The sequence below is a fragment of the Paenisporosarcina quisquiliarum genome (genome assembly GCF_027563315.1).
GTDB classification, from domain to species: Bacteria; Bacillota; Bacilli; order Bacillales_A; family Planococcaceae; genus Paenisporosarcina; species Paenisporosarcina quisquiliarum.
Genome location: NZ_JAMKBJ010000007.1, coordinates 31,476 through 52,505 on the forward strand (window position 1 = coordinate 31,476; position 21,030 = coordinate 52,505).

General features: G+C 39.9%; 24 protein-coding genes and 1 riboswitch. Of the genes, 5 read left to right on the top strand and 19 right to left on the bottom strand.

The features are described 5' to 3' along the window. Positions 1-59: 59 nt before the first annotated feature. Both M9R32_RS09480 and M9R32_RS09485 read right to left on the bottom strand, forming a co-directional pair. Positions 60-422 carry a HesB/IscA family protein gene (locus M9R32_RS09480; protein ID WP_269926502.1) on the bottom strand — a complete coding sequence of 121 codons (363 nt, stop codon included), beginning with the start codon at positions 420-422 and terminating at the stop codon, positions 60-62. A 290-nt stretch (positions 423-712) separates the two neighbouring features. Next, positions 713-949 carry a NifU family protein gene (locus M9R32_RS09485; protein WP_269926503.1) on the bottom strand — a complete coding sequence of 79 codons (237 nt, stop codon included), beginning with the start codon at positions 947-949 and terminating at the stop codon, positions 713-715. An 84-nt stretch (positions 950-1,033) separates the two neighbouring features. Here M9R32_RS09485 and M9R32_RS09490 point away from each other — a divergent pair, with 84 nt between their 5' ends. After that, on the top strand, positions 1,034-1,360 hold the full coding sequence (locus M9R32_RS09490) for a YuzD family protein (RefSeq protein WP_269926504.1): 327 nt from the start codon (positions 1,034-1,036) through the stop codon (positions 1,358-1,360). 50 nt (positions 1,361-1,410) lie between these two features. Here the strand turns inward: M9R32_RS09490 and M9R32_RS09495 are convergent, their stop codons facing one another. Next, positions 1,411-2,478: an NAD(P)/FAD-dependent oxidoreductase gene (locus M9R32_RS09495; protein WP_269926505.1), complete on the bottom strand. Its 1,068-nt coding sequence runs from the start codon at positions 2,476-2,478 to the stop codon at positions 1,411-1,413. 143 nt (positions 2,479-2,621) lie between these two features. On the opposite strand from M9R32_RS09495, the gene M9R32_RS09500 reads away from it, so the two are divergent. After that, a complete protein-coding gene (locus tag M9R32_RS09500) occupies positions 2,622-2,858 on the top strand; it encodes a YuzB family protein (protein WP_269926506.1) in 237 nt (78 codons plus the stop codon). Positions 2,859-2,890: 32 nt separating this feature from the next. Here the strand turns inward: M9R32_RS09500 and M9R32_RS09505 are convergent, their stop codons facing one another. Further along, on the bottom strand, positions 2,891-3,652 hold the full coding sequence (locus tag M9R32_RS09505; RefSeq protein WP_269926507.1) for a TIGR01457 family HAD-type hydrolase: 762 nt from the start codon (positions 3,650-3,652) through the stop codon (positions 2,891-2,893). Continuing rightward, positions 3,649-4,101 carry a DUF86 domain-containing protein gene (locus M9R32_RS09510; RefSeq protein ID WP_269926508.1) on the bottom strand — a complete coding sequence of 151 codons (453 nt, stop codon included), beginning with the start codon at positions 4,099-4,101 and terminating at the stop codon, positions 3,649-3,651. The genes M9R32_RS09505 and M9R32_RS09510 overlap by 4 nt, the downstream gene beginning before the upstream one ends. Positions 4,102-4,189: 88 nt before the next feature. Between M9R32_RS09510 and M9R32_RS09515 the strand changes: the two genes are divergently transcribed. Then, a complete protein-coding gene (locus M9R32_RS09515; protein ID WP_269926509.1) occupies positions 4,190-4,456 on the top strand; it encodes a DUF3055 domain-containing protein in 267 nt (88 codons plus the stop codon). Positions 4,457-4,469: 13 nt separating this feature from the next. Here M9R32_RS09515 and M9R32_RS09520 read toward each other — a convergent pair whose 3' ends face one another. The 9 genes from M9R32_RS09520 to M9R32_RS09560 form a co-directional block, all read right to left on the bottom strand. After that, complete coding sequence (locus M9R32_RS09520) at positions 4,470-4,838, bottom strand: YutD family protein (protein WP_269926510.1); 369 nt, start codon at positions 4,836-4,838, stop codon at positions 4,470-4,472. A 14-nt stretch (positions 4,839-4,852) separates the two neighbouring features. After that, positions 4,853-5,776, bottom strand: a complete 924-nt coding sequence (lipA, locus tag M9R32_RS09525) for a lipoyl synthase (RefSeq protein WP_269926511.1) — start codon at positions 5,774-5,776, stop codon at positions 4,853-4,855. Positions 5,777-5,910: 134 nt separating this feature from the next. After that, complete coding sequence (locus tag M9R32_RS09530; protein ID WP_269926512.1) at positions 5,911-6,018, bottom strand: methionine/alanine import family NSS transporter small subunit; 108 nt, start codon at positions 6,016-6,018, stop codon at positions 5,911-5,913. Positions 6,019-6,030: 12 nt separating this feature from the next. After that, positions 6,031-7,578, bottom strand: coding sequence for a sodium-dependent transporter (locus M9R32_RS09535; RefSeq protein WP_269926513.1), 1,548 nt, complete (start codon positions 7,576-7,578; stop codon positions 6,031-6,033). 198 nt (positions 7,579-7,776) lie between these two features. Continuing rightward, positions 7,777-9,348, bottom strand: coding sequence for a Na+/H+ antiporter NhaC family protein (locus tag M9R32_RS09540; RefSeq protein WP_269926514.1), 1,572 nt, complete (start codon positions 9,346-9,348; stop codon positions 7,777-7,779). Positions 9,349-9,491: 143 nt separating this feature from the next. Further along, positions 9,492-9,678: riboswitch (Lysine riboswitch) on the bottom strand. Between the two features lie 47 nt (positions 9,679-9,725). After that, positions 9,726-10,520, bottom strand: a complete 795-nt coding sequence (yunB, locus tag M9R32_RS09545) for a sporulation protein YunB (protein ID WP_269926515.1) — start codon at positions 10,518-10,520, stop codon at positions 9,726-9,728. A 38-nt stretch (positions 10,521-10,558) separates the two neighbouring features. After that, entirely contained in the window at positions 10,559-11,929 is a 1,371-nt protein-coding gene (locus M9R32_RS09550; RefSeq protein ID WP_269926516.1) for a bifunctional metallophosphatase/5'-nucleotidase, read from the bottom strand. A 12-nt stretch (positions 11,930-11,941) separates the two neighbouring features. Then, positions 11,942-12,766, bottom strand: coding sequence for a sulfite exporter TauE/SafE family protein (locus M9R32_RS09555; RefSeq protein ID WP_269926517.1), 825 nt, complete (start codon positions 12,764-12,766; stop codon positions 11,942-11,944). Beyond that, complete coding sequence (locus M9R32_RS09560; RefSeq protein ID WP_269926518.1) at positions 12,766-13,626, bottom strand: DUF72 domain-containing protein; 861 nt, start codon at positions 13,624-13,626, stop codon at positions 12,766-12,768. Before M9R32_RS09560 ends, M9R32_RS09555 begins: the two co-directional genes overlap by 1 nt. A gap of 767 nt (positions 13,627-14,393) precedes the next feature. Between M9R32_RS09560 and M9R32_RS09565 the strand changes: the two genes are divergently transcribed. Next, positions 14,394-14,699, top strand: coding sequence for a helix-turn-helix domain-containing protein (locus tag M9R32_RS09565; RefSeq protein ID WP_269926519.1), 306 nt, complete (start codon positions 14,394-14,396; stop codon positions 14,697-14,699). A gap of 1 nt (position 14,700) precedes the next feature. Continuing rightward, the gene (locus tag M9R32_RS09570) at positions 14,701-15,654 is read left to right on the top strand and encodes an IS3 family transposase (RefSeq protein ID WP_336283074.1); all 954 of its coding nucleotides are present in this window, start codon (positions 14,701-14,703) and stop codon (positions 15,652-15,654) included. A 191-nt stretch (positions 15,655-15,845) separates the two neighbouring features. Here M9R32_RS09570 and sufB read toward each other — a convergent pair whose 3' ends face one another. The 5 genes from sufB to sufC are packed head-to-tail and all read right to left on the bottom strand — an operon-like array spanning position 15,846 to position 21,017. Continuing rightward, positions 15,846-17,243 (bottom strand): Fe-S cluster assembly protein SufB, encoded by a 1,398-nt coding sequence (sufB, locus tag M9R32_RS09575; RefSeq protein ID WP_269926521.1) that lies wholly within the window; start codon positions 17,241-17,243, stop codon positions 15,846-15,848. Positions 17,244-17,261: 18 nt separating this feature from the next. Then, positions 17,262-17,699: a Fe-S cluster assembly sulfur transfer protein SufU gene (sufU, locus tag M9R32_RS09580; protein WP_269926522.1), complete on the bottom strand. Its 438-nt coding sequence runs from the start codon at positions 17,697-17,699 to the stop codon at positions 17,262-17,264. After that, positions 17,689-18,918, bottom strand: coding sequence for a cysteine desulfurase (locus tag M9R32_RS09585; RefSeq protein WP_269926523.1), 1,230 nt, complete (start codon positions 18,916-18,918; stop codon positions 17,689-17,691). Before M9R32_RS09585 ends, sufU begins: the two co-directional genes overlap by 11 nt. Then, on the bottom strand, positions 18,918-20,222 hold the full coding sequence (sufD, locus tag M9R32_RS09590) for a Fe-S cluster assembly protein SufD (protein WP_269926524.1): 1,305 nt from the start codon (positions 20,220-20,222) through the stop codon (positions 18,918-18,920). The genes M9R32_RS09585 and sufD overlap by 1 nt, the downstream gene beginning before the upstream one ends. A 15-nt stretch (positions 20,223-20,237) precedes the next feature. Next, positions 20,238-21,017: a Fe-S cluster assembly ATPase SufC gene (sufC, locus tag M9R32_RS09595; protein ID WP_269926525.1), complete on the bottom strand. Its 780-nt coding sequence runs from the start codon at positions 21,015-21,017 to the stop codon at positions 20,238-20,240. Between the last annotated feature and the right edge of the window lie 13 nt (positions 21,018-21,030).

Below are 21,030 nucleotides of genomic sequence, written 5' to 3' on the forward strand. Positions count from 1 at the left end.
ATAATCTTGTCAAGAGTAAAAGGTTTGAATTTACAGAAAAAAACCAATCAATAGCAGTTTTAGCAATTTTCTGGTGTGCCTGTTTTGCTGGCTGTTCTAAATGAAGAACCGCATCCACAAGACGCAATGGCATTTGGATTTTCAATCGTAAACCCGCCGCCCATCAAGGATTGCTTATAATCAATCACGGTACCTTTTATAATCGCCGCATCTTCACTTGACACCAGAATGGTCAAACCATGTTGTTCAAGAGTAATGTCGGAGTCTTTCTTTTCATGTTCAAAACCCATTCCATATGAAAGTCCGCTGCACCCGCCTCCATGTACGGCTACACGTAGAAAAGCTCCGTGCTCTTCATTGTGACTCATCATTTCTTTGACTTGGTAAGCTGCAGCTTCTGATAATTCGACAACTTGTGTCATCCGTTACACCTTCCTTCTTTCCTTTATGATACCAATTATGAACAATTACATACAACTACAACAACTTAAATTGATTCTCCATAAATCCAACCTTTTGGTTATAATGGAGAAAGATATGTATAAAAAAGGAGCCTTTTAAGGCCCCAAATTGTACAGCATAAAAACAGCTGGCTTTCACCTTCGTATTGTCCCGCTACTATCTATGCAACAGGTCATTAAGCGAAAGTAAACTATTTATTCAGCTCTTCCAGCACAAGTGTCAATCTGAAATGGCGTTCTGGATTTTCGGATTAAAATACTTGTTCTACTTCAACCACACCTGGAACTTCTTCCAATAGGGCTCTTTCAATACCTGCTTTTAATGTAATTGTAGAACTTGGGCAGCTTCCGCACGCACCTAGAAGGCGAAGTTTGACGATGCCATCTTCTATATCGACAAGCTCACAATCTCCACCATCGCGGAGTAAGAATGGTCGTAATTTATCTAGTACTTCTTGAACTTGTTCTGTCATCATTGTATCAGTCATTTATTTCGACTCCTTTCCTTATAATTATTATAATGTGAAGAGAAGAAAAAATCCATCAGTACATACGAAACGGGGATAATAATCATGGAGAAAAAGGCAATATCAATTGAAATTTATGGTGCAGATGTCGTTTGCGCCAGCTGTGTCAATGCACCTACGTCAAGAGATACGTATGAATGGCTTCAAGCAGCCATTGATCGCAAATACCCTAATCAACCATATGAAATAACTTATATTGATATTGAAAAGCCAGTGGACAATGAGCGTCAGAGGGAATTGGCAAACAGGGTATTGGAGGAAGAATTCTTTTTCCCGCTCGTTTTAGTTGCTGGAGAAGTGGTTGGTGAGGGCTATATTCAACTCCAACCAGTATTTGTCGAATTAGAAAAGCATGGCTTTGTGAGTAAATAAAAAAGAGAGACCTGAAAGTTATTTTTAACTTTCAGGTCTCTTTCTATTCATCAGCCATTATGCCACTTGTACATCCATAGCACACCGGATTTCAGCAAACGTGCAATACGCCCGGTAACTGTGCGATCTGCCAAGTATGCAAAACCTTGTTTTTTCCCTAAAGAACCGAGGAAACCTTTAAGTTTGATTTCTGGCATAGTTTCAGGCAACTCTTTGCCTTTCCATCGTGCATGAAGCACTTCAACAATTTGTTCCGCTTGTTCTTCCGCAACTTGAGCACTTGGTGCATATGGTAACGCTGCGCAATCCCCGACTACATAGACACTTTCGTCTTCGGGTAAGTTATGGTATTGAGTCAACATAACACGCCCTATAGAGTCAGTTTCCGTATCCATGTTTCGTACAGGTGCGACAGGTTGAATACCTGCAGTCCATACCACTGCATCCACTTCAATCGTCTCTTCATGGTTATGCAAAACAGTTGGTTCTACTTTTGTGATGTTTGAATTACTGATCACTTCTACATTGTGCGTATCAAACCATTTTTTCACGAAATTACTTAGACGTTCTGGGAAGTCTCGTAAAATACGTGGGCTTCGATCGAACAATTTAATTCTTAAATCCGGTCGTGATTCACGTAATTCGCTGGCAAGTTCGATTCCACTTAACCCGGCTCCAACAATCCCGACTACTGAGCCAGAAGGCAATCCACATAACTTGTTAAATGTCTCACGTGAACGACCGATTGTTTGAATGCTTAGAGTGAATTCGTCAGCACCAGGTACACCATGGTACTTATCTTCACAACCTAATCCAATCACTACATCATCATAAGGAATTTCAATATCGTTGGCCAATACGACCATTTTTTTGTCACGGTTAATCTCAACGACTTCACCATAAACCATTTTCAAGCGTTCATGTTCTGGATACGACACACGCACTTCCTGATCAGGAACAGTACCTGCTGCTAACGCATAAAACTCTGTTTTTAAGCTGTGGAATGGTGTTCGATCCACTAAAGTAATTTGTACATCTTCAGGTAAATTATTAGGAAGTAAACGAAGCAACACACGCATGTTGCCGTATCCACCGCCCAGTAGCACTAAGTTTTTCATAAAAAAATCTCCCTTGAGCAATTTATATACAGTCTTTCTTTACGTTGTAAGTATAAATCATTGTGAGAAGTTTCACAATAAGACACTCGAATTGACGAACGAAAAAAAAAAGAGTAGCATGGCGATGTAGCGAGGTGAAGAACGTGAATCCAATGGTAGAATTTTGTGTGAGTAATTTAGCGAATGGTTCGCAAAAAACATTTGAACAATTAGAACGCGACCCGAACCTAGACGTTCTGGAATACGGTTGTTTAAGTTATTGTACAAAATGTGCTGAGTCTTTTTTTGCAGTTGTGAATGGTGATGTCGTAGAAGCTGATTCGCCAGATGAACTAACGAAGAAGATTTATGAATATATAGATGAAAATCCACTATTTTAACTCAAGGGGAGCTGCGATGATGCAGCTCCTTTTTATATACATTCCACTAAAGTTTCAAAAGTACCTGTTGGTCGTACTGATTTCAGCAACGCTTCTTCTGTAGAAGTCACGCCAGTATTAACATGAATGGTATCAATTCCAAAATTTATTCCTGCCATAATATCGGTATCATAATTGTCTCCAATCATCACCATGTCTTCTTTTTCATATTGATGTTCAAGCCGGATCATTTCAAGCATATGCCCCTGTGGCTTTCCAATAAATATTGGCTCAATCCCTGTGGAATTTTGAATGAGTGCAGTAAACGCTCCATTTCCGGGCATCAAGCCTCTTTCATTAGGAAAAGCGCGGTCGCTATTCGTTGAAATAAACGTTGCACCTTGCCTGATATCCAAACATGCCTGTGCCAGTTTTTCATATGTAATTTCTCGGTCAATTCCCATCACAAAAACTTCTTTTGAAGAAGAAACAATGTTTACGCCATTTTCAAGCAGTGCATCGTGAAGACCTCTTTCCCCGATCATAGACACGTCTTTGCCAGGGTAATGATAAGCAATGTACTTCGCAGCTGCCATAGCAGAAGTCATAATATGACTGCGCTTTGCTTCTATCCCAAAGCCCGAAAGCTTTGAAAGCACCTGGTCAGGTGTTTGTGATGCATTATTGGTCACAAAAAAAGGTTCTTTTCCTTGTTGTTGCAAGTGGTGAACAAATTGTACTGTCTCGTTAATCGGCTCTTTTCCACGATAGACAGTTCCATCCAGGTCGATGCAATAACATTTATATGTTTTCATGCTTGATCCTCAGGCAAAAATGCTGAAACTGGCCCAAGTTCATGTGTTAAATAATGCTCAATGCTCAAAGGAAATTGTCTTAACGCCTGGAAATTTGTTTGCAAAATGGTTTGTACTTTCCCGTGGTCAACTTTCATAAAATCTCTCACTAACATTTTACGAAGTTCAATCACTTCTTTCAGTGGCGCGTCCATCTCAACAGATATAACTTTTTCGTCAGTCAATATGTCAATAATGTCTTCATAGCTACCAGGGTCTCTCATGATGAATCCGTCTATCATTGAGTTCCCTACGTCAATCATGGACTCAATGATATTTTGAGCTATTCGTTCCAACGCCAGTTTTTCGAATTCATTCCCATTTGAATTTGCAGATGTCTCTAGCATTTCTAAAAGTGATGTCATATACGTTAATGTCATATTAATTTTTTTGCGGTCTACGAAATACATAAGGTTTCCTCACTTTATATGTTCTTGGTTGATTGTCTTTTCCATCCTATAGTACCATAATTGCTAGGAGTGGAAGGAGAACTGCTATATGGAACGTTTTTTCTTATATGATGATGTAGAAGATACAAAAACACGCTTTGTCAGCTTTACCGGAGAATCCCAAAGATATGACTTGGCGATCTTACAAAGTAGCCGTTTTTTCGGAAAAGTACTTGTAATGGATATTCAATATAATCGTTTTGCTATATTGGGTTCTGATGATTTAGAAGAAGAAGGTTATTTGGAACATGTTTATAACCGGAGTGAAGAAGAAGCAGCAGAACTACGGGATTATTTACAGGAATTATTGGGATAAGGAAAAACCTCGATTAGGATGATTGAACATCCGAATCGAGGTTTTCTTCTTGTGGTATTTCTTCTTTCACAACTTCTTCTATTGCAGCTGGAACTGCCACCGGTTTTGCTGGTCCGGTTTTTTTCAAAATAAAGTAGGCACAGCCGAAATTACAGTATTCATACAAGTAGTCTTGCAATGTACTGACTTTCGTATCGTAAGTTGCTTTTTGATTTTTATCATCAAAGAAACCTTTCAGGCGAAGTTGTCCATAGCCCCAGTCACCTAAAATGTAATCATATTTATTTAAAATCTCACTATAACGATCTTGAAAAGCCTCTTCTTTAAATGCTTCTCGATAATCTATCAGAATCTCATAGTCCCATCGATCGATTGTAATCATCAATTCACGCTCCATCAACTTGTTGTGAGAGCTAATTGCTCGTCACCAAGACGCTGTTTTTCTTTTGCTGCTGCATTTACCTGTTCATCTGCATGGTAACTACTGCGAACCAATGGTCCCGCTTCACAGTGTGAAAATCCTTTGGACATGGCAATTTTACGTAGTTCCCCGAATTCAAGTGGTGAATAATATTTTTGAACTGCAAGATGCTTTTTAGATGGCTGTAGATACTGGCCAATGGTCATAATATCCACATTGTTAGCACGCAAATCATCCATTACTTCAATAATCTCTTCTTTTGTTTCCCCTAGTCCGAGCATTAAAGATGATTTAGTTGGAATATCAGGTTGCATTTCTTTTGAACGACGTAAAAACTCCAAAGAACGATCGTATTTTGCACGTGCACGAACTCTCGGTGTTAAACGACGAACTGTTTCTATATTATGGTTTAAAATATCTGGTTTTGCATCCATCAGCATTTTCAGGTTTTCTTCAATACCACCCATGTCTGACGGTAAAACTTCAATTGTAGTGAATGGATTTTTGCGACGAATTGCACGCACAGTTTCTGCAAATACAGCAGCACCGCCATCTTTTAAATCGTCACGCGCTACTGCAGTTACCACGACATGTTTTAAATTCATCATGACAACTGAATCTGCTACTCGTTCCGGCTCCGCTAAATCAAGTTCATTTGGTAAGCCTGTTTTGACTGCACAGAAACGACATGCACGTGTACAAATTGCACCTAAAATCATAAATGTGGCTGTACGTCTAGTTCCCCAGCATTCGTGAATATTTGGGCATTTTGCTTCTTCACATACAGTATGTAAATTGTTTTCACGCATCATTTTTTTAAGACCTTTATAATTGTCATTCGTGTTTAATTTAATCTTCAACCAGGCAGGTTTTCGGATATGTGTTTCTTTTGTCGTCATGATTTTTAACCCCATTCTTTTCAGACTATGTAGGTAAGTTACTCACTGTTGTCAATGTACCATATTCCAACACGTCCCACAACCATACACCGGCATCAAAAAATAAAGCGCCTCTGTGTAAGAGGCGCTCTTTCTTATGCTTTTTGTTTTGCTTTAGATACAGCATACATAATACTTGCTGCCAGGCCGCCCCAAATGATGACGACTCCAACAATCATCATGATAATTGCACTAACTGTCATGTGAAGTCCCCCTTATTCGCCATCTGCATGTTGATATGCATCAACATCCGTATTTTTGTTCCATTTTAGCGCTGAGAAGATGAAGCCTAAAATGATGACACCTGCAGCTACAAACCAACCACAATATAAAATGAAGCTGTCTTTATAGCCTTCATAGTTCCCAATGATGTTTCCATCGCCATCTGTATGTTGTTTCAATAGGTTCAGTTTCAGTAAACCGAACATCATGTAACCAAGAACTAATGGAGTGACGAATTTCAAACAGATCTGCCACCATGCTCCCAATCGGATATCCGAAACTGCGTTTGCATGTTCTTCGAATAGTGGAAGCTTTTTGAAGAACCAAGCAATCGCGATCACTTCGATTAAACCGATTGCCGCAATACCGAATTGGTTGATGAAATAGTCTGCAACATCAAGGAAGTATAAACCGCCATTTGTAGCAAATAAGAATGAAATAACTGCTGCTAACCCAACACCGAAAGCAACCGCTTTATTGCGTGAAATTCCAAACTTCTCTGAAAAACCGGCAACATACGTTTCACAAATGGAGATAAGTGATGTCAAACCAGCCAATACGAGTGAAAGGAAGAATAATACGCCGAACAGACCATTCATTCCAGGGAATTCACTGATGATTTGTGGGAATACAACAAATGCCAGACCCACACCAGCAGAAGCAACGTCACTTACTGCCACACCTTGTTGCGCAGCCATAAATCCAAGTGCTGCGAAAACCCCGATACCTGCTAGTAACTCGAATGCAGAGTTGGCAAATCCAGTGATAAACGCATTGTTCGTAATATCGGATTTCTTTGGAAGATAACTAGAATACGTAATCATGATTGCAAATGCAATGGATAAACTGAAGAAAATATGACCGTAAGCAGCAACCCATACTTTTGGATTACTTAACTGAGAAAAGTTCGGTTCGAAGAATGCTGTTAAGCCTAATCCTGCACCGTCCAATGTCACAGCACGAATAACTACTAATAAGAAAATAACGACAAGCGTCGGAATGAAAATTTTGTTTGCGAGTTCAATACCCTTTTTAACTCCAGCGAATAAAATAATAAATGCAATAACCCAAACAAGTAATAATGGCAAAGCTACACCAGGAACCAATCCGCCAGCTTCACCTGGTGTATCACCAAGTTTCAACACTGTACCAAATAAGAATCCTGCCGTGTCATCTCCCCATGCTTGATTGATCGAGTACACTGTGTACTTCATCGCCCAGGCTATGATGACCGCATAGTATGTTGAAATGACAAAAGAAACAAAAATTGCCCACCATCCAAGCCATTCTGCTTTTTTCCCACCTAAACGGAAGAAAGATAACGGAGCAGAACCACGATATTTATGGCCCATAGTGAATTCTAAAATCAGAATAGGAATACCAGCTGTTAAAAGTGCGAATAAGTACGGGATAAAGAAAGCTCCACCACCATTTTCATACGCTACGTACGGGAAACGCCAAATGTTTCCGAGACCTACCGCGGAACCGACTGCAGCCAAAATAAAGCCCGCTCGTGTTCCCCATTGAGAACGTTGTTCCATGTTAATTCCCCCTTTTTATTTCGCTCTCCAAATTACTATTGTAATATTAGGAAGCTTGTTTATTTTCAGATTATTTACTAATCTTAAAAACAGTATACTATAGGGAATTGACTTGTAAAGCTGTTTTTTCAAAAAAAATAATTATTACTTATAAAAAGAACAGCAAGGGTATAAACCCTTGCTGTTCAAAGTATCTATCTATTTAACTGTTACTTCTTCAACTTTTTTAGTTTTCTTAGCCAGGAAGAAAAATAGTATAGCAAGGATAGCAATTACGAGACCAAAAGATAACCATACAGACTCTGTTAATCCTAAAACTAAATAACCAATGGCTGCCACCGCTGCACTAATTAATGCATACGGTAATTGAGTTGTTACATGATCAATATGATTACTTCCTGCCCCGGTAGAAGACAAGATAGTCGTATCTGAAATCGGTGAACAATGATCCCCAAATACTGATCCTGCCAACACTGCTGCTAAAGCAGGCAATAACATGGTCGGTTCCGCATTGATCATAATCGTTCCTGCTATCGGCAATAAGATACCGAACGATCCCCACGAAGTACCTGTTGCGAATGCCATACCTCCAGCTAGAATAAACAAAATTACTGGCAATAATCCTAGAGGAATGTTGGCGTCTGTTACGACTTGAGCCAAGTATTCTCCAGTTTTAAGTTCACCAATGATGAAAGTTAAAGACCAAGCAAATACCAAAATTAATACAGCTGGTAACATTGATTGCAAGCCGCTCCAGATTCCTTTAAATAAAAATGCTGAGCTGGCTTTTTCATTTTTCCCAAACTGTTTCAGGTAAAGCAAAATTGAAACGACTGCACCAGCGCTTCCACCAATTAATAGTGATTTTGGTACATCTGTATTTTCGAAAATTGCCCATATATCCATAACACCTGCGTTTTGATATCCTGTCCAGACCATTGCACTGATGGTTGCGACAACCAAAGTTACAATCGGAAGTACTAAATCACTTACTGTCCCGTGGTTGTGAACCGGGAAATCTTCTTTTAATTGGCCAGGAATTTCTTTCGCTGGGTCATACACTTCTCCTGTGTCAATTGCTCTTCGTTCATGTTTTTTCATTTCCAGTAAATCAAAATCTGTGATGGCTACAAAAAATACCATTGCAAGAGCTGCGACCACATAAAAATTCATTGGAGCCATCATGACAAAAGCAGACAATGGTGAATACGTAATGACTGATTGTGTTGCCAAAATTGTACCAATCAAGCCAATTAAGTAAGCACCCCAGCTGGATACGGGTGAAACTACACATACCGGTGCAGACGTTGAATCAATAAAGTATGCTAACTTTGCTCGTGAAATGCGGTGATGATCGGTAATTGGACGAGCAATCTGACCAACAGCCAAAGCATTGAAATAGTCATCGATAAAGATAATAATGCCTAAAAATGCTGTTAATAATTTCGCCCCACGACGTGTCTTAATGTGCTTAACTGCCCATTCCGCAAATGCTCGGCTTCCACCTGACAAGCTGACGAATGCCGTAATGATGCCCAGTAGAAATAGAAAAAGAATGATAAATACATTATACGTATTTAAACCGGCATCCCAAAATGTCCCTTTGAATGATTGCCACAATGTAGCTAATGATTGTACTGGAGCGAATGAATGGATTAATAACGCTCCAAGAACGATTCCTACCCCTAGAGAGAGTAGTACGCGACGTGTAATGAGAACCATCACGATCGCAATAATTGGTGGTAAAATTGAAAAAATAGTGCCTGACATACCTATGTTCCTCCTCCTTTATGGGGGTGGTCACAGAATACGAGTAAACATACAAAAAAGGCTGGCATCTTTAACACTCTGAACGAATGTTTTGGAAGCCAGCCTCTACAAGTTGCGAATAGACAAATTGATGTATCCTACCCACGATCTGTAGCTCACCATTTATAAGTATTTCACTTATAAATGACAGTGTTATCCTTATTCAGAATAACCCCAATCAAATGCTGGTGGACCCAGTCATTTCATTTCGGCAAAGCTTCCTTTAGCATACGGTCTTCGTTGTCATCCTCGCGTATGTTACTCATAAGCCATGCGGCCTCTACCCATCGATATTAATTTCCCTTTTAGACTAACAATATTCTGCTAGTTTTGCAAGCTTATTCTGGTGGTGTTGGTGAAGTTGGTACCTGCGGATTTTGTAACGGCACTTCAATTGAAGGTTGTGTACTGCCCTCACCTTTGGTATAAATTTGAGGTACCTGACCTCGAATGATTCCCAGTGCAACGGGAATTTTCTGCTTGATTGTTGTGGTTTTAGTTGCAAGTGGCACAATAACTTGTACATTGACATTTATTACAATGCTTACATCAACCATTGCGTTATTAATACCAAATTCAGTGATATCATATACCACGTCCGAATGTACATTTCCGATTACATGGAACCGAATTGGTATTTTAGGTCCGAGGTTACCTATAAGCGGGATATTCGTTGCTTGACCAAGAGGGACATAAAATACGATTCCTCCGTTATCTTCCATTGCATGTGGGTCATACTCTATGTCGTCTAAATAAGGTAAATTATCCAAATTCCCTTCTTCAGCCTGTTCTAAGTGTGTTTGTACTAACGTGTTCGTGTCAGCCTGGACTCGATTGATAATCTCCGTGTTGAATTTCGTTGTTACCATATTTGGTTGATCAGTAGGGATTTCTTCAATAATATCATTTACATCCATTACATCGGCTGTGCGGGAGTTTATTGCTTTACTTACGACCAGTGAGGCGATTTTAGCGGATTGTACTTCTGCATATTGTAAGTAAATTGGCGTCAAGCGAACATTGACAAGATAAAACATTAAAGCAACAGAAATCACCACAATAACAAATAGTATCGGAACAATATTTTTACCCTTCCAAGAAATTGACCTTTTTGGTACTTTACGTAATCGCACAAGAAAAGCCTCCTAGGTCATGTTACGACCAGGAAGCCTCAATTATTCCTATTATTGTTGTTTTGACCATGTGCAATCAGAACATCCCGAATGAATTCCGGCATATAGTAAATTTTGGGCAGTACTTTAAAAGCAGGAAAGAAATATCCAAAAGTGAACATATCAATAGTCGCCAAACGGACTCTATCTGTAGGGTTAATGTAACGACCGTGCACAATCAAGTCTTCATCAACTACCTTAAAATGATGTGTGATCATTTTCCCCATCACTACACCACGAAAACCCAGTCCTTTAAGTTCAAGATTTGGCCAGCTTTCGTTTAACGATAACTTATATATATCTTTTAATTCTTCGCCTGTGAGTTCAATGACACATGGGTTAATTGGATGGGGCATCAATTGGTGAATATCAAAACGAGATACTTCCCCTTTATGTAAATCTGTTAAAAACAAGCCTGCATTGAAAAGCGCGCATTCGGTGTTGCAAAATGCATTTAATGCGTCCCCAAAAAAAGACGACAAAGTGGAGTCCTTAAACCATTCTTTTTGAAGATGTTCTGACTGGGTAAATGCCGGAACAGATAAGAGATTTTTCCCCTTCTTGACTAAATCATTTAGAAATTCTTCTTCATTTGGACTCTCTTTCAACTCATTTGTGTCATACAAAAGTGCATGTTTCTCTACAATTTCTTTCTTCTCTAAATCAAAGCTCAGCGTGACATGCCCAACGTAATAACCGAATTTACCGGCTGCAGCTAAAAGGGATTGATTGACCAGCTTTCCTTCATGCAAAATGTGGTGCGTATGTGCTCCGAAAATCACATCTATTTCAGGAAACTGATCAGCCATCTCTTCATCTACCTGAATTCCCAAATGCGACATACAAATAATGATATCGGTTTCGTCTTTTAAATGATCAATATGTGCTTTCATAGCTCCAAATGCATCTGTCACTTGCCACCCAAGTTGTTTATAAATATGCGTGTACTCAGCTGTTAGGGCAGTTACACCGATTTTTGTTCCTTGGATTGTTGTAAGAATGGTAGTAGGTAGTAACCAGTTTGGGACTTCTCCATTTTGATTGAGCAAGTTTCCTACTACAACCTGAAATTGTGCATCTTGATAAAGATTTTCCAATTCATTGTTAGCCAATGTAATACCTTCATTGTTACCAATGGTAGCCACGTCATAAAGAGCTTTGTTTAATAATTCAACATTACCAGTTCCCAGTGTTCCTTCAGTAAAAACATGTGAGCGGTCAATATGATCTCCTATATCTAACGTGAAACTTGATTCGCCTTCTTCAAGATGCCATTTTTTTCGTGTGGTCACAAGTTCATGAATACGTGGCCAATGTTGAAAGTGACTATGCAAATCATTGGTATGATAAAAATGAATGGTTTCAATCATTTGACCAACTCCTTATCCCATGAGTCCCGCAGTTATCGAACGTACGCCGAGTAGTAATAGAATTATACGCAAAGCAAATACCAATGTTTCCGATTGAATACGTTGATTTAAGTGTGCACCTATTTTGGCTCCAATATAAGCAGCCGGGACAACAGGAATTGTATATAACCAAGGTACATTCCCTAGAGATATATGGCTGGCTGAGTTGACCAATGCGGATAAAAACACCATGAACATGGAAGTCCCGACAGCAACGTGTGGTGGGAATAGAAATAGCAAAATCATGGCTGGTACAATAATGGAGCCCCCACCGATTCCAAATAATCCAGATGCAAAACCTACTCCGAAAGTCAGCAACAAAGCGAACCATACAGGATATCCATACACATAATTTTGCCCCTGTACATCAGTAAATGTCTTTTGCTTGCCATGTTTGACAAACCACTCAACAGGTTTTAAATATTTTCGAACCATTAATAACGTCGATAAGATAATCATTAAAATGCCAAAATACAAATTAAATGAAGGTAAATCCAGTCCTTTGTTCACCCAGGCGCCTAAAATTGTACCAGGAACACTTCCAGCAAAAAAGATTAGACCACTGCGGTAATCAACTGTTTTGGCTTTCATGTATGTCAAAGTAGAGGCTAGTCCAGTAAAAATCATCATAAAAACAGAAAGCCCCACGACATTCTGAGGTGTGATTCCAGGAATTAATCCAAGGGAGCCCCCTAAAAAAAGAGTTGCGGGCACCAGAATGATACCTCCTCCGAGTCCAACCAATGCACCTACTATCCCGGATAACAATCCCACAATCACCAATAATACATATTCCATTACCATTCTCCTTCAAACATCTCTAGTTGCTTTGGTGCCAATCCTTCATATTGAAGATTTAGCATTTGCATAAATTGCTTGGCATTCTTAGCTGCATGCCCACCCGAGTTATTGTTGAATAACACAGTCACTTGTCTAGACTGCTTGTCTAGTGATCGTACGACATTCGCTAATTGCAGCATCTCTTCTTTGTTGTAATCGTATAGATAACGGACTTCCCGCCACTTTTGGTCGTTTCCAGGATTCCGCCAACCATGAACATTACGGCCATGGAGTCGCAGCAATACTTGGTCCTTTGAAGTCGCTATCGGGACAAGTGGAATACTTCCTTCACCCGCTTGAGGTTCATCACATACCGAATGAATCCAATGATTCTTTACTAAAAAGTCGAGCGTCTTTTCCTTAAACTCTGGGTAATACCAAGACTGGTGACGAAATTCGATTGCTAAAGGAAACCCTTGGAGCTGTTCTTTCACTTCCTGTATGTAGTCAACGTGTTTCTTTTGACAATCAAACCATGGTGGGAATTGTATGAGAACTATACTTAATTTATTGGCTTCCACCAATGGACCAAGCGATTCTTTGTATAACGTGAACATCTCTTCGGTTGTTGCAAAAGGTGATTCCCCACGTTGATGACCGGTAATCCCTTGATAGGCTTTTACGATAAATTGGAACGTTTCAGGAGTTTCGCGAATCCACTTCCGCATATTCCGTTCAGGTTGAATCGCATAAAAAGCTGCATCTAGCTCAACCACAGGAAAATGAGCACTGTAATCGACTAGTTTTTCGCTACTTTTTGAATCTTTGCTGTAAAGGTCCGGATGGTCACCCCATCCCGTAAGACCGACGTGAATCATCTGAATCACCCCTTCATTTGTTCATTATCATACCATAATTTCTAATGACAACAGGACAAAACAGCCTCTGTATAGCTCTCCTGCGAAGTATAGTGTTCAATCGTTCATATGGCCCCCATTCAGGTTTTAAAGAATAAATTATTTTGTTTTCGCTATGCTCCTGTTGAAAAGTAGAAACTGTTTCATTGGCTAGTACACTTGGACAATGAGACGCATATTTAGCCCCGCTGACGTTTGTGAAAAATTTAACGCTCATTTCGCGTAGTTTATCGCTCATACTGGAGATTTGTCGATCATACCGAAGATTTATCGCTCATATCGACCACTTTATCGCTCAAAGACGTCTCATCTCCAAGTTAACTTGCAGAGTTAAGTAGCATTCTTCTCTCACAGAAAAGAGCCTGGAGCGAATGAGCGGAATGGCTCCAATTCGTGTTTAAAGATTTAATGGTCTTGTTTTCGCTGCGCTCCTGTTGGAAAGTAGACGCCCTCGTCATAATAAATGCTCCATATCTCATAGAAAGCTTTTGTATGTAGTGAGATTAAGGAATTTGATGGTTTTGTTGCAGGCGAGGATGTGCCGTGATGATGAAGCATACGCCAAAAGATGCTTTTCCTACGTGAACGTCGATTTTTCCTACGTCATCTCCGATAATTCCTACGTCAACTCTTAAGCCCCCTTAAAGTTTTAGACACCATAAAGTAAGCGAGTTACAATAAAACAAAACTTGTGAGCGGATGTTTAAATCGAATAGGAGGGGAAAAAAATGCCTAATAAGAAAATTGCCGTAGTTGAAGAAGTGAAAAAGAAATATGTTCGCATGGCATTAGAGACAGGAAACAACGCTTCCATTGCACGAAAAGCTGGAATCGATCGTTCAACATTAAAAAAGTGGATGATTGAATACCAAGATGAGATTAGCGATCAAATGGAAAAAGAGGATATTTCCATCCTTTCGGATGAGCCTACACATGACGAACTCCAGAAGAAATATGATCAGGCCATGAAGCTATTGGGTGAAAAAGAACTTGAAGTCGCTTTCTTGCGAGAAATCGTAAAAAAAACACTTTAGTATAGATGAACAGTTGGAGATGGTAAAAGAATGGCATGAAGAAGGGTTTTCTATTAAACGGTTGATGAAATTCCTTCGTTTAAGCCGTTCCCTGTTTTACTATAAGCCAGTCGCTCAAAATCCTGAAAAAGCGGAAGAGCGTGGACGTCCCTGTCCTGGTTTTTCCTTAACGAACAAGGAAGAGCGAATTTCGGATGAACAAATTCAAGAGTTTCTGATGGAAGCGATTGAGGGTGAAGAAGGCGTGTACGGTTATCGAAAACTTACCCACCATTTAAAGACTGTGTATGATTTAAAAATCAACGCAAAGAAGGTGTATCGCCTCTGTAAAGAGATGGGTATCCTCTTGCCGCAGCGCAAGAAGAAAAGCAAACACCCACGGCGTTTGGCAAGAAATCACGTTATTACAGGTCCAAATCAGATGTGGCAATTAGATATTAAATATGGATCTATCGCACAAAGTGGCCGTTTCTTCTTTGTCGCAAGTGCAATTGATGTCTTTGATCGTTCAATCGTTGGCTATTATCGAGGATCTGATTGTAAAGCTACTAGTATCACCAATATGATTCAAGATTCCTTGAAACGTCGTAACGTCCCTCGACCAGAGGAAGATGAACAAGAGAAACGTTTGATCATTCGGACAGACAATGGTCCACAATTTGTTAGCGATCACTTTGGCGATTTTTGTGAGGATGAACGGATTTACCATGAACGAATTCCAAAGAAATCGCCGAATTCAAATGCGTTTATCGAATCATTTCACAGCATCCTGGAGCGAGAATGTTTTCAGCAACAAGACTTTGAATGTTTTGATCATGCCTATGAAATATTGGATGTATTTATCGATTTTTACAATGAACGACGATATCATGGAAGTTTAAATTATCTTTCACCTTGCCAATTTTTAAGTCGTTTTCAAGAAAATAATGGCCATTCACAAAAGATTAGTCTTTAATTTTTAAAGATGGTGTCTAAATAGAGGGGGCCAACCCGTCAACGCCAAATTTTCCTACGTGAACCTCGATTATTACAACCAAGAGTCCTGGTTTCTACTCTCAGCCCTATTGGCAACTTAAAAACCTTTCACTACTGAGTTTAAAACAAAGAAAACCTCGCCCAAAAGGCGAGGTTCGTAAAATTATTGGTTTAGCCGATTGAGCCTTCCATTTCGAATTTAATCAAACGGTTCATCTCAACTGCGTATTCCATTGGTAATTCTTTTGTAAATGGCTCGATGAAGCCCATAACGATCATTTCAGTTGCTTCTTCCTGTGAAATACCGCGACTCATCAAGTAGAACAATTGCTCTTCAGATACTTTAGAAACTTTCGCTTCATGTTCTAAAGATACATTATCGTTCAAGATTTCATTGTATGGAATCGTATCTGAAGTCGACAGGTTATCCATGATCAATGTATCACACTCGATATTTGAACGGGCACCTGAAGCTTTAGGACCGAAACGAACGACACCACGGTAAGTCACTTTTCCGCCTTGCTTCGAAATTGATTTAGAAATAATTGTCGAAGACGTGTTCGGAGCCAAGTGAATCATTTTAGCGCCTGCATCTTGATGTTGACCTTTACCTGCAAGAGCGATTGATAATGTCATACCACGTGAACCTTCACCTTTTAAGATGACGGCCGGGTACTTCATTGTCAATTTAGAACCGATATTTCCATCAATCCATTCCATCGTAGCGTTCGCTTCACAAACGGCACGTTTCGTTACGAGGTTATAAACATTGTTTGCCCAGTTTTGGATTGTTGTGTAGCGGCAATATGCGTCTTTTTTTATAATGATTTCAACAACCGCACTATGAAGTGAGTTCGTCGTGTAAACCGGTGCTGTACATCCTTCTACATAATGCACATGTGCGCCTTCATCAACGATGATTAGCGTTCGTTCGAATTGACCCATATTTTCTGAGTTAATACGGAAGTAAGCTTGTAAAGGCGTTTCAACTTTGATACCTGGTGGCACATAGATGAAAGATCCGCCTGACCATACTGCTGAGTTCAATGCTGCGAACTTGTTATCAGAGTTTGGAATAACCGTACCCCAGTGCTTTTTGAACAATTCTTCGTTTTCACGTAGAGCTGAACCAGTATCTTTAAAGACGATTCCCATGTCTTCTAGTTCTTGTTTCATGTTGTGGTAAACTACCTCAGATTCATACTGAGCAGATACACCAGCCAAGTACTTTTGCTCAGCTTCAGGAATACCAAGTTTATCAAACGTACGTTTAATTTCCTCTGGTACTTCATCCCATGAAGTTTGAGTAGCTTCCGATGGTTTTACGTAATACGTAATTTCATCGAAGTTCAGGGAAGCTAAATCTCCACCCCATTGTGGCATTGGTTTTGAGTAGAACAGTTCCAACGATTTCAGACGGTAGTCCAACATCCATTGGGGTTCTTCTTTCATATTTGAAATTGTTTCAACGATTTCACGTGTCAGTCCACGTTTTGAACGGAAAATAGATACGTCTTTGTCGTGGAAACCATATTTGTAATCGCCGATTTCAGGCATTTTTTTTGCCATCATCTTTCCTCCGTTCTGTTACGAATGTGATTCGTTTTCTACACCTTTTTCCATGGCTTTCCAAGCAAGGGTTGCACATTTAATACGCGCAGGAAACTTGGCTACACCGGATAGTGCTTCGATATCACCTAAGTCAATAGAGTCATCATATTCTTTTCCAAGCATCATATCCGAGAAAATTGTGGATAGTTTTAACGCTTCATCCACAGGCTTCCCTTTAACAGCTTGTGTCATCATGGATGCTGATGCCATGGAAATGGAACATCCTTCTCCGTCAAACTTTGCATCTTGTACTACACCATCAGAAACTTGCAATGTCAAATGAATGCGGTCCCCACATGTAGGGTTATTCATATCGATTGTTACGCTGTCTTCAAGTGCCCCTTTATTACGTGGCTTTTTGTAATGATCCATAATCACAGTTCTATAAAGTTGATCTAAGTTATTAAAAGACATCGTTAAAATACTCCTTTGCCGTGTTAAGTCCCGCCACTAGTCGGTCAATATCCTCTTCCGAATTGTAAACATAGAAACTTGCACGTGCAGTCGCAGATACTTGCAACCACTTCATTAATGGTTGTGCACAATGATGTCCGGCACGTACGGCAATTCCACTCATATCGAGAACAGTTGCCACATCGTGTGGATGTACATCATCTAAATTGAAAGTTACAAGTCCAGCTCTTTTTTCAGGATCTTTCGGACCGTACATCGTCAATCCATTAATAGTAGACATACGTTCCATCGCGTAAGCAGCTAATTTGTGCTCATGTTTTTCGATCTCATCAAGGCCGATTTCTTCGAGGAAATCGATTGCAGCCGCTAAACCTACTGCACCTGCAATAATCGGCGTGCCACCTTCAAACTTCCAAGGGAGCTCTTTCCACGTTGAATCATACAATCCAACGAAGTCAATCATTTCTCCGCCGAATTCAATCGGCTTCATTTGCTCAAGCAATTCTTTCTTACCATAAAGGACACCAATCCCGGTAGGACCGCACATTTTATGACCAGAAAAAGCAAAGAAATCGCAGTCCAGATCTTGCACATCGATACGCAGATGAGGTGCAGCTTGTGCACCATCTACCACCATAATGGCACCATTTTCATGAGCAATTTGTGCAATTTCTTTTATTGGATTCATTGTGCCAAGAACATTTGAAACATACATGATTGAGACAATCTTTGTACGAGGCGTCACGGTTGCGCGAACTTTTTCCAAAGACAACGTACCGTCTTCTTCTAAATCCACATATTTTAATACCGCGCCTTTTTGTTTCGCCAATTGCTGCCATGGAATGATATTCGAATGGTGTTCCATGTAAGTGATGACGATTTCATCGCCTTCCTCCACATTTGCACCACCATAGCTTTGTGCGACCGTATTAATAGCCGTTGTTGTACCGCGCATAAAAATGATTTCCTGAGTAGACTTTGCCGAAATGAAGTTGCGGACTTTTTCACGTGCTCCTTCATAACTTTCAGTCGCCCGGTTACCAAGGGTATGAACACCGCGGTGAACATTGGAATTATCGAACTCGTAATATTTTTTTAAGGCTTCAATGACTTGAACGGGTTTTTGAGATGTTGCCGCACTATCCAAATAGACAAGTGGGTTGCCGTTCACTTCTTGATTCAATATGGGAAAATAGCTTCGAATGTCTTTACTGATCATTAGCGCACTTTCCTTTCAATTACCTCCGTCAGTTGCTTTTTAACGCCTTCGATTGGCAATACGTTTACAACTGGCGCAAGGAAACCATGAATTACTAATCGTTCTGCATCTTGCTTGGAAATCCCGCGACTCATCAAATAGTAAAGTTGAAGTGGATCTACACGACCTACAGAAGCTGCGTGACCTGCAGTAACGTCATCTTCATCAATTAATAGAATTGGATTAGCGTCTCCACGTGCTTTTTCATTCAACATCAATACACGAGATTCCTGAACTGCATTTGATTTCGTAGCACCATGTTCGATTTTACCAATTCCGTTGAAAATAGAAGAAGCTTCATCTTTCATAACACCATGTTTTAAAATGTATCCTTCGGAATGTTTGCCCCAGTGAATGATTTTAGTCGTGAAGTTTTGCTTTTGATTCCCACGACCGACGACTACCATTTTCGTATCGCCATAAGAAGCGTCACCAACTAAGTGTGTAACGTTCTCTGAAATCGTATCGCCATCATTCATTAAACCAAGAGCCCATTCAATTCGTGCATTGCGATTAGCGATTCCGCGACGGTTAACATATGTTGTACCGCCTTTAGCAAGAACATCAACAGCTCCGTAAGTAATACGGGCATTGTCCTCAGCGAAAACTTCAGAAACAATATTTACAAGTCCTGCAGATTCGGGAACAGTTGAAAGGTAGTTTTCTACATAAGTTACTGAGCTATTCGCATCCGCCACAACAATTGTGTGGTTGAATAGCGACGCTTGAGCATCGTCATGCAGGAACACAACTTGAATTGGTTCAACTAATTCAACATTTTTCGGTACGTAAACAAACACGCCTCCATTTAACAAAGCTGCATGTAAGCTGGCAAGCTTATGCTCGTCCGATTTCACACCGTTTGTCATGAAGTACTTTTGTACAAGGTCGCTATGTTCACGAACAGCCGTGAAGATATCTGTGAAAATGACACCTTGTGCTAATAACTCTTCAGAAATCTGTAAAAAAGCAGGCGTATTATTGCGTTGAATATAGACGCTTTTTTGTTCATTATTTACAATGGCTTTCACTTCTTCAGGTAATTCAGCAATTGAAGCAAAAGGTGTGCTTTCAACCGAATGAACTGGGAAGTTAGTGAAATTCCATTTATCGATTTTCGTTTTATCTGGTGTTGGCATTGGCAAATTTTCTGCCGCTAGTAAAGCTTGTACACGATATTCAGCAAACCAAGAAGGTTCTTGCTTAGCCGATGAATAGGAGCGTACATCTTGTTCGGTTAATGCCAATTTTGTTTCAACCGTCATGTGTATGTCTCCTCCTTACGCTTCTTGACCTACAGTTTCGTCTTCAATTCCTAATTCTTCTTTAATCCAATCGTAACCTTGAGCTTCCAGTTTATGAGCAAGTTCAGGTCCACCGGATTTTACAACACGACCTTGCATCATTACGTGAACATGATCAGGTGTGATGTAGTTAAGCAAACGTTGGTAGTGAGTGATGATTAAACAACCGAAGCCTTCGCCGCGCATTTGATTGATTCCTTTAGAAACCACTTTAAGTGCATCAATATCAAGACCAGAATCAATCTCGTCAAGAATCGCAAATTTTGGTTGAAGCATCATTAATTGTAGAATTTCGTTACGTTTTTTCTCACCACCAGAGAAACCTTCGTTTAAATAGCGTTGAGCCATGTCTTGATCCATTTCAAGATATTCCATTTTGGAATCTAGTTCACGGATGAATTTCATGATTGAAATTTCATCGCCTTCTTCTCGACGAGAGTTAATTGCAGATCGTAGGAAGTCCGCATTTGTAACACCAGTGATTTCACTTGGGTATTGCATAGCCAGGAAAAGACCTGCTTGTGCACGCTCATCTACTTCCATTTCCAGAACATCTTCACCATCTAAAGTGACAGAACCAGAAGTTACTTCATATTTAGGATGACCCATGATAGCTGAAGCTAATGTTGATTTACCAGTACCGTTTGGTCCCATAATTGCGTGAATTTCGTTTGTATTAAGTGTAAGGTTCAATCCTTTAAGAATCTCCTTACCATCAATGGCAACGTGAAGATCTTGAATAACTAAAGTCGACATTTTGTAACCTCCA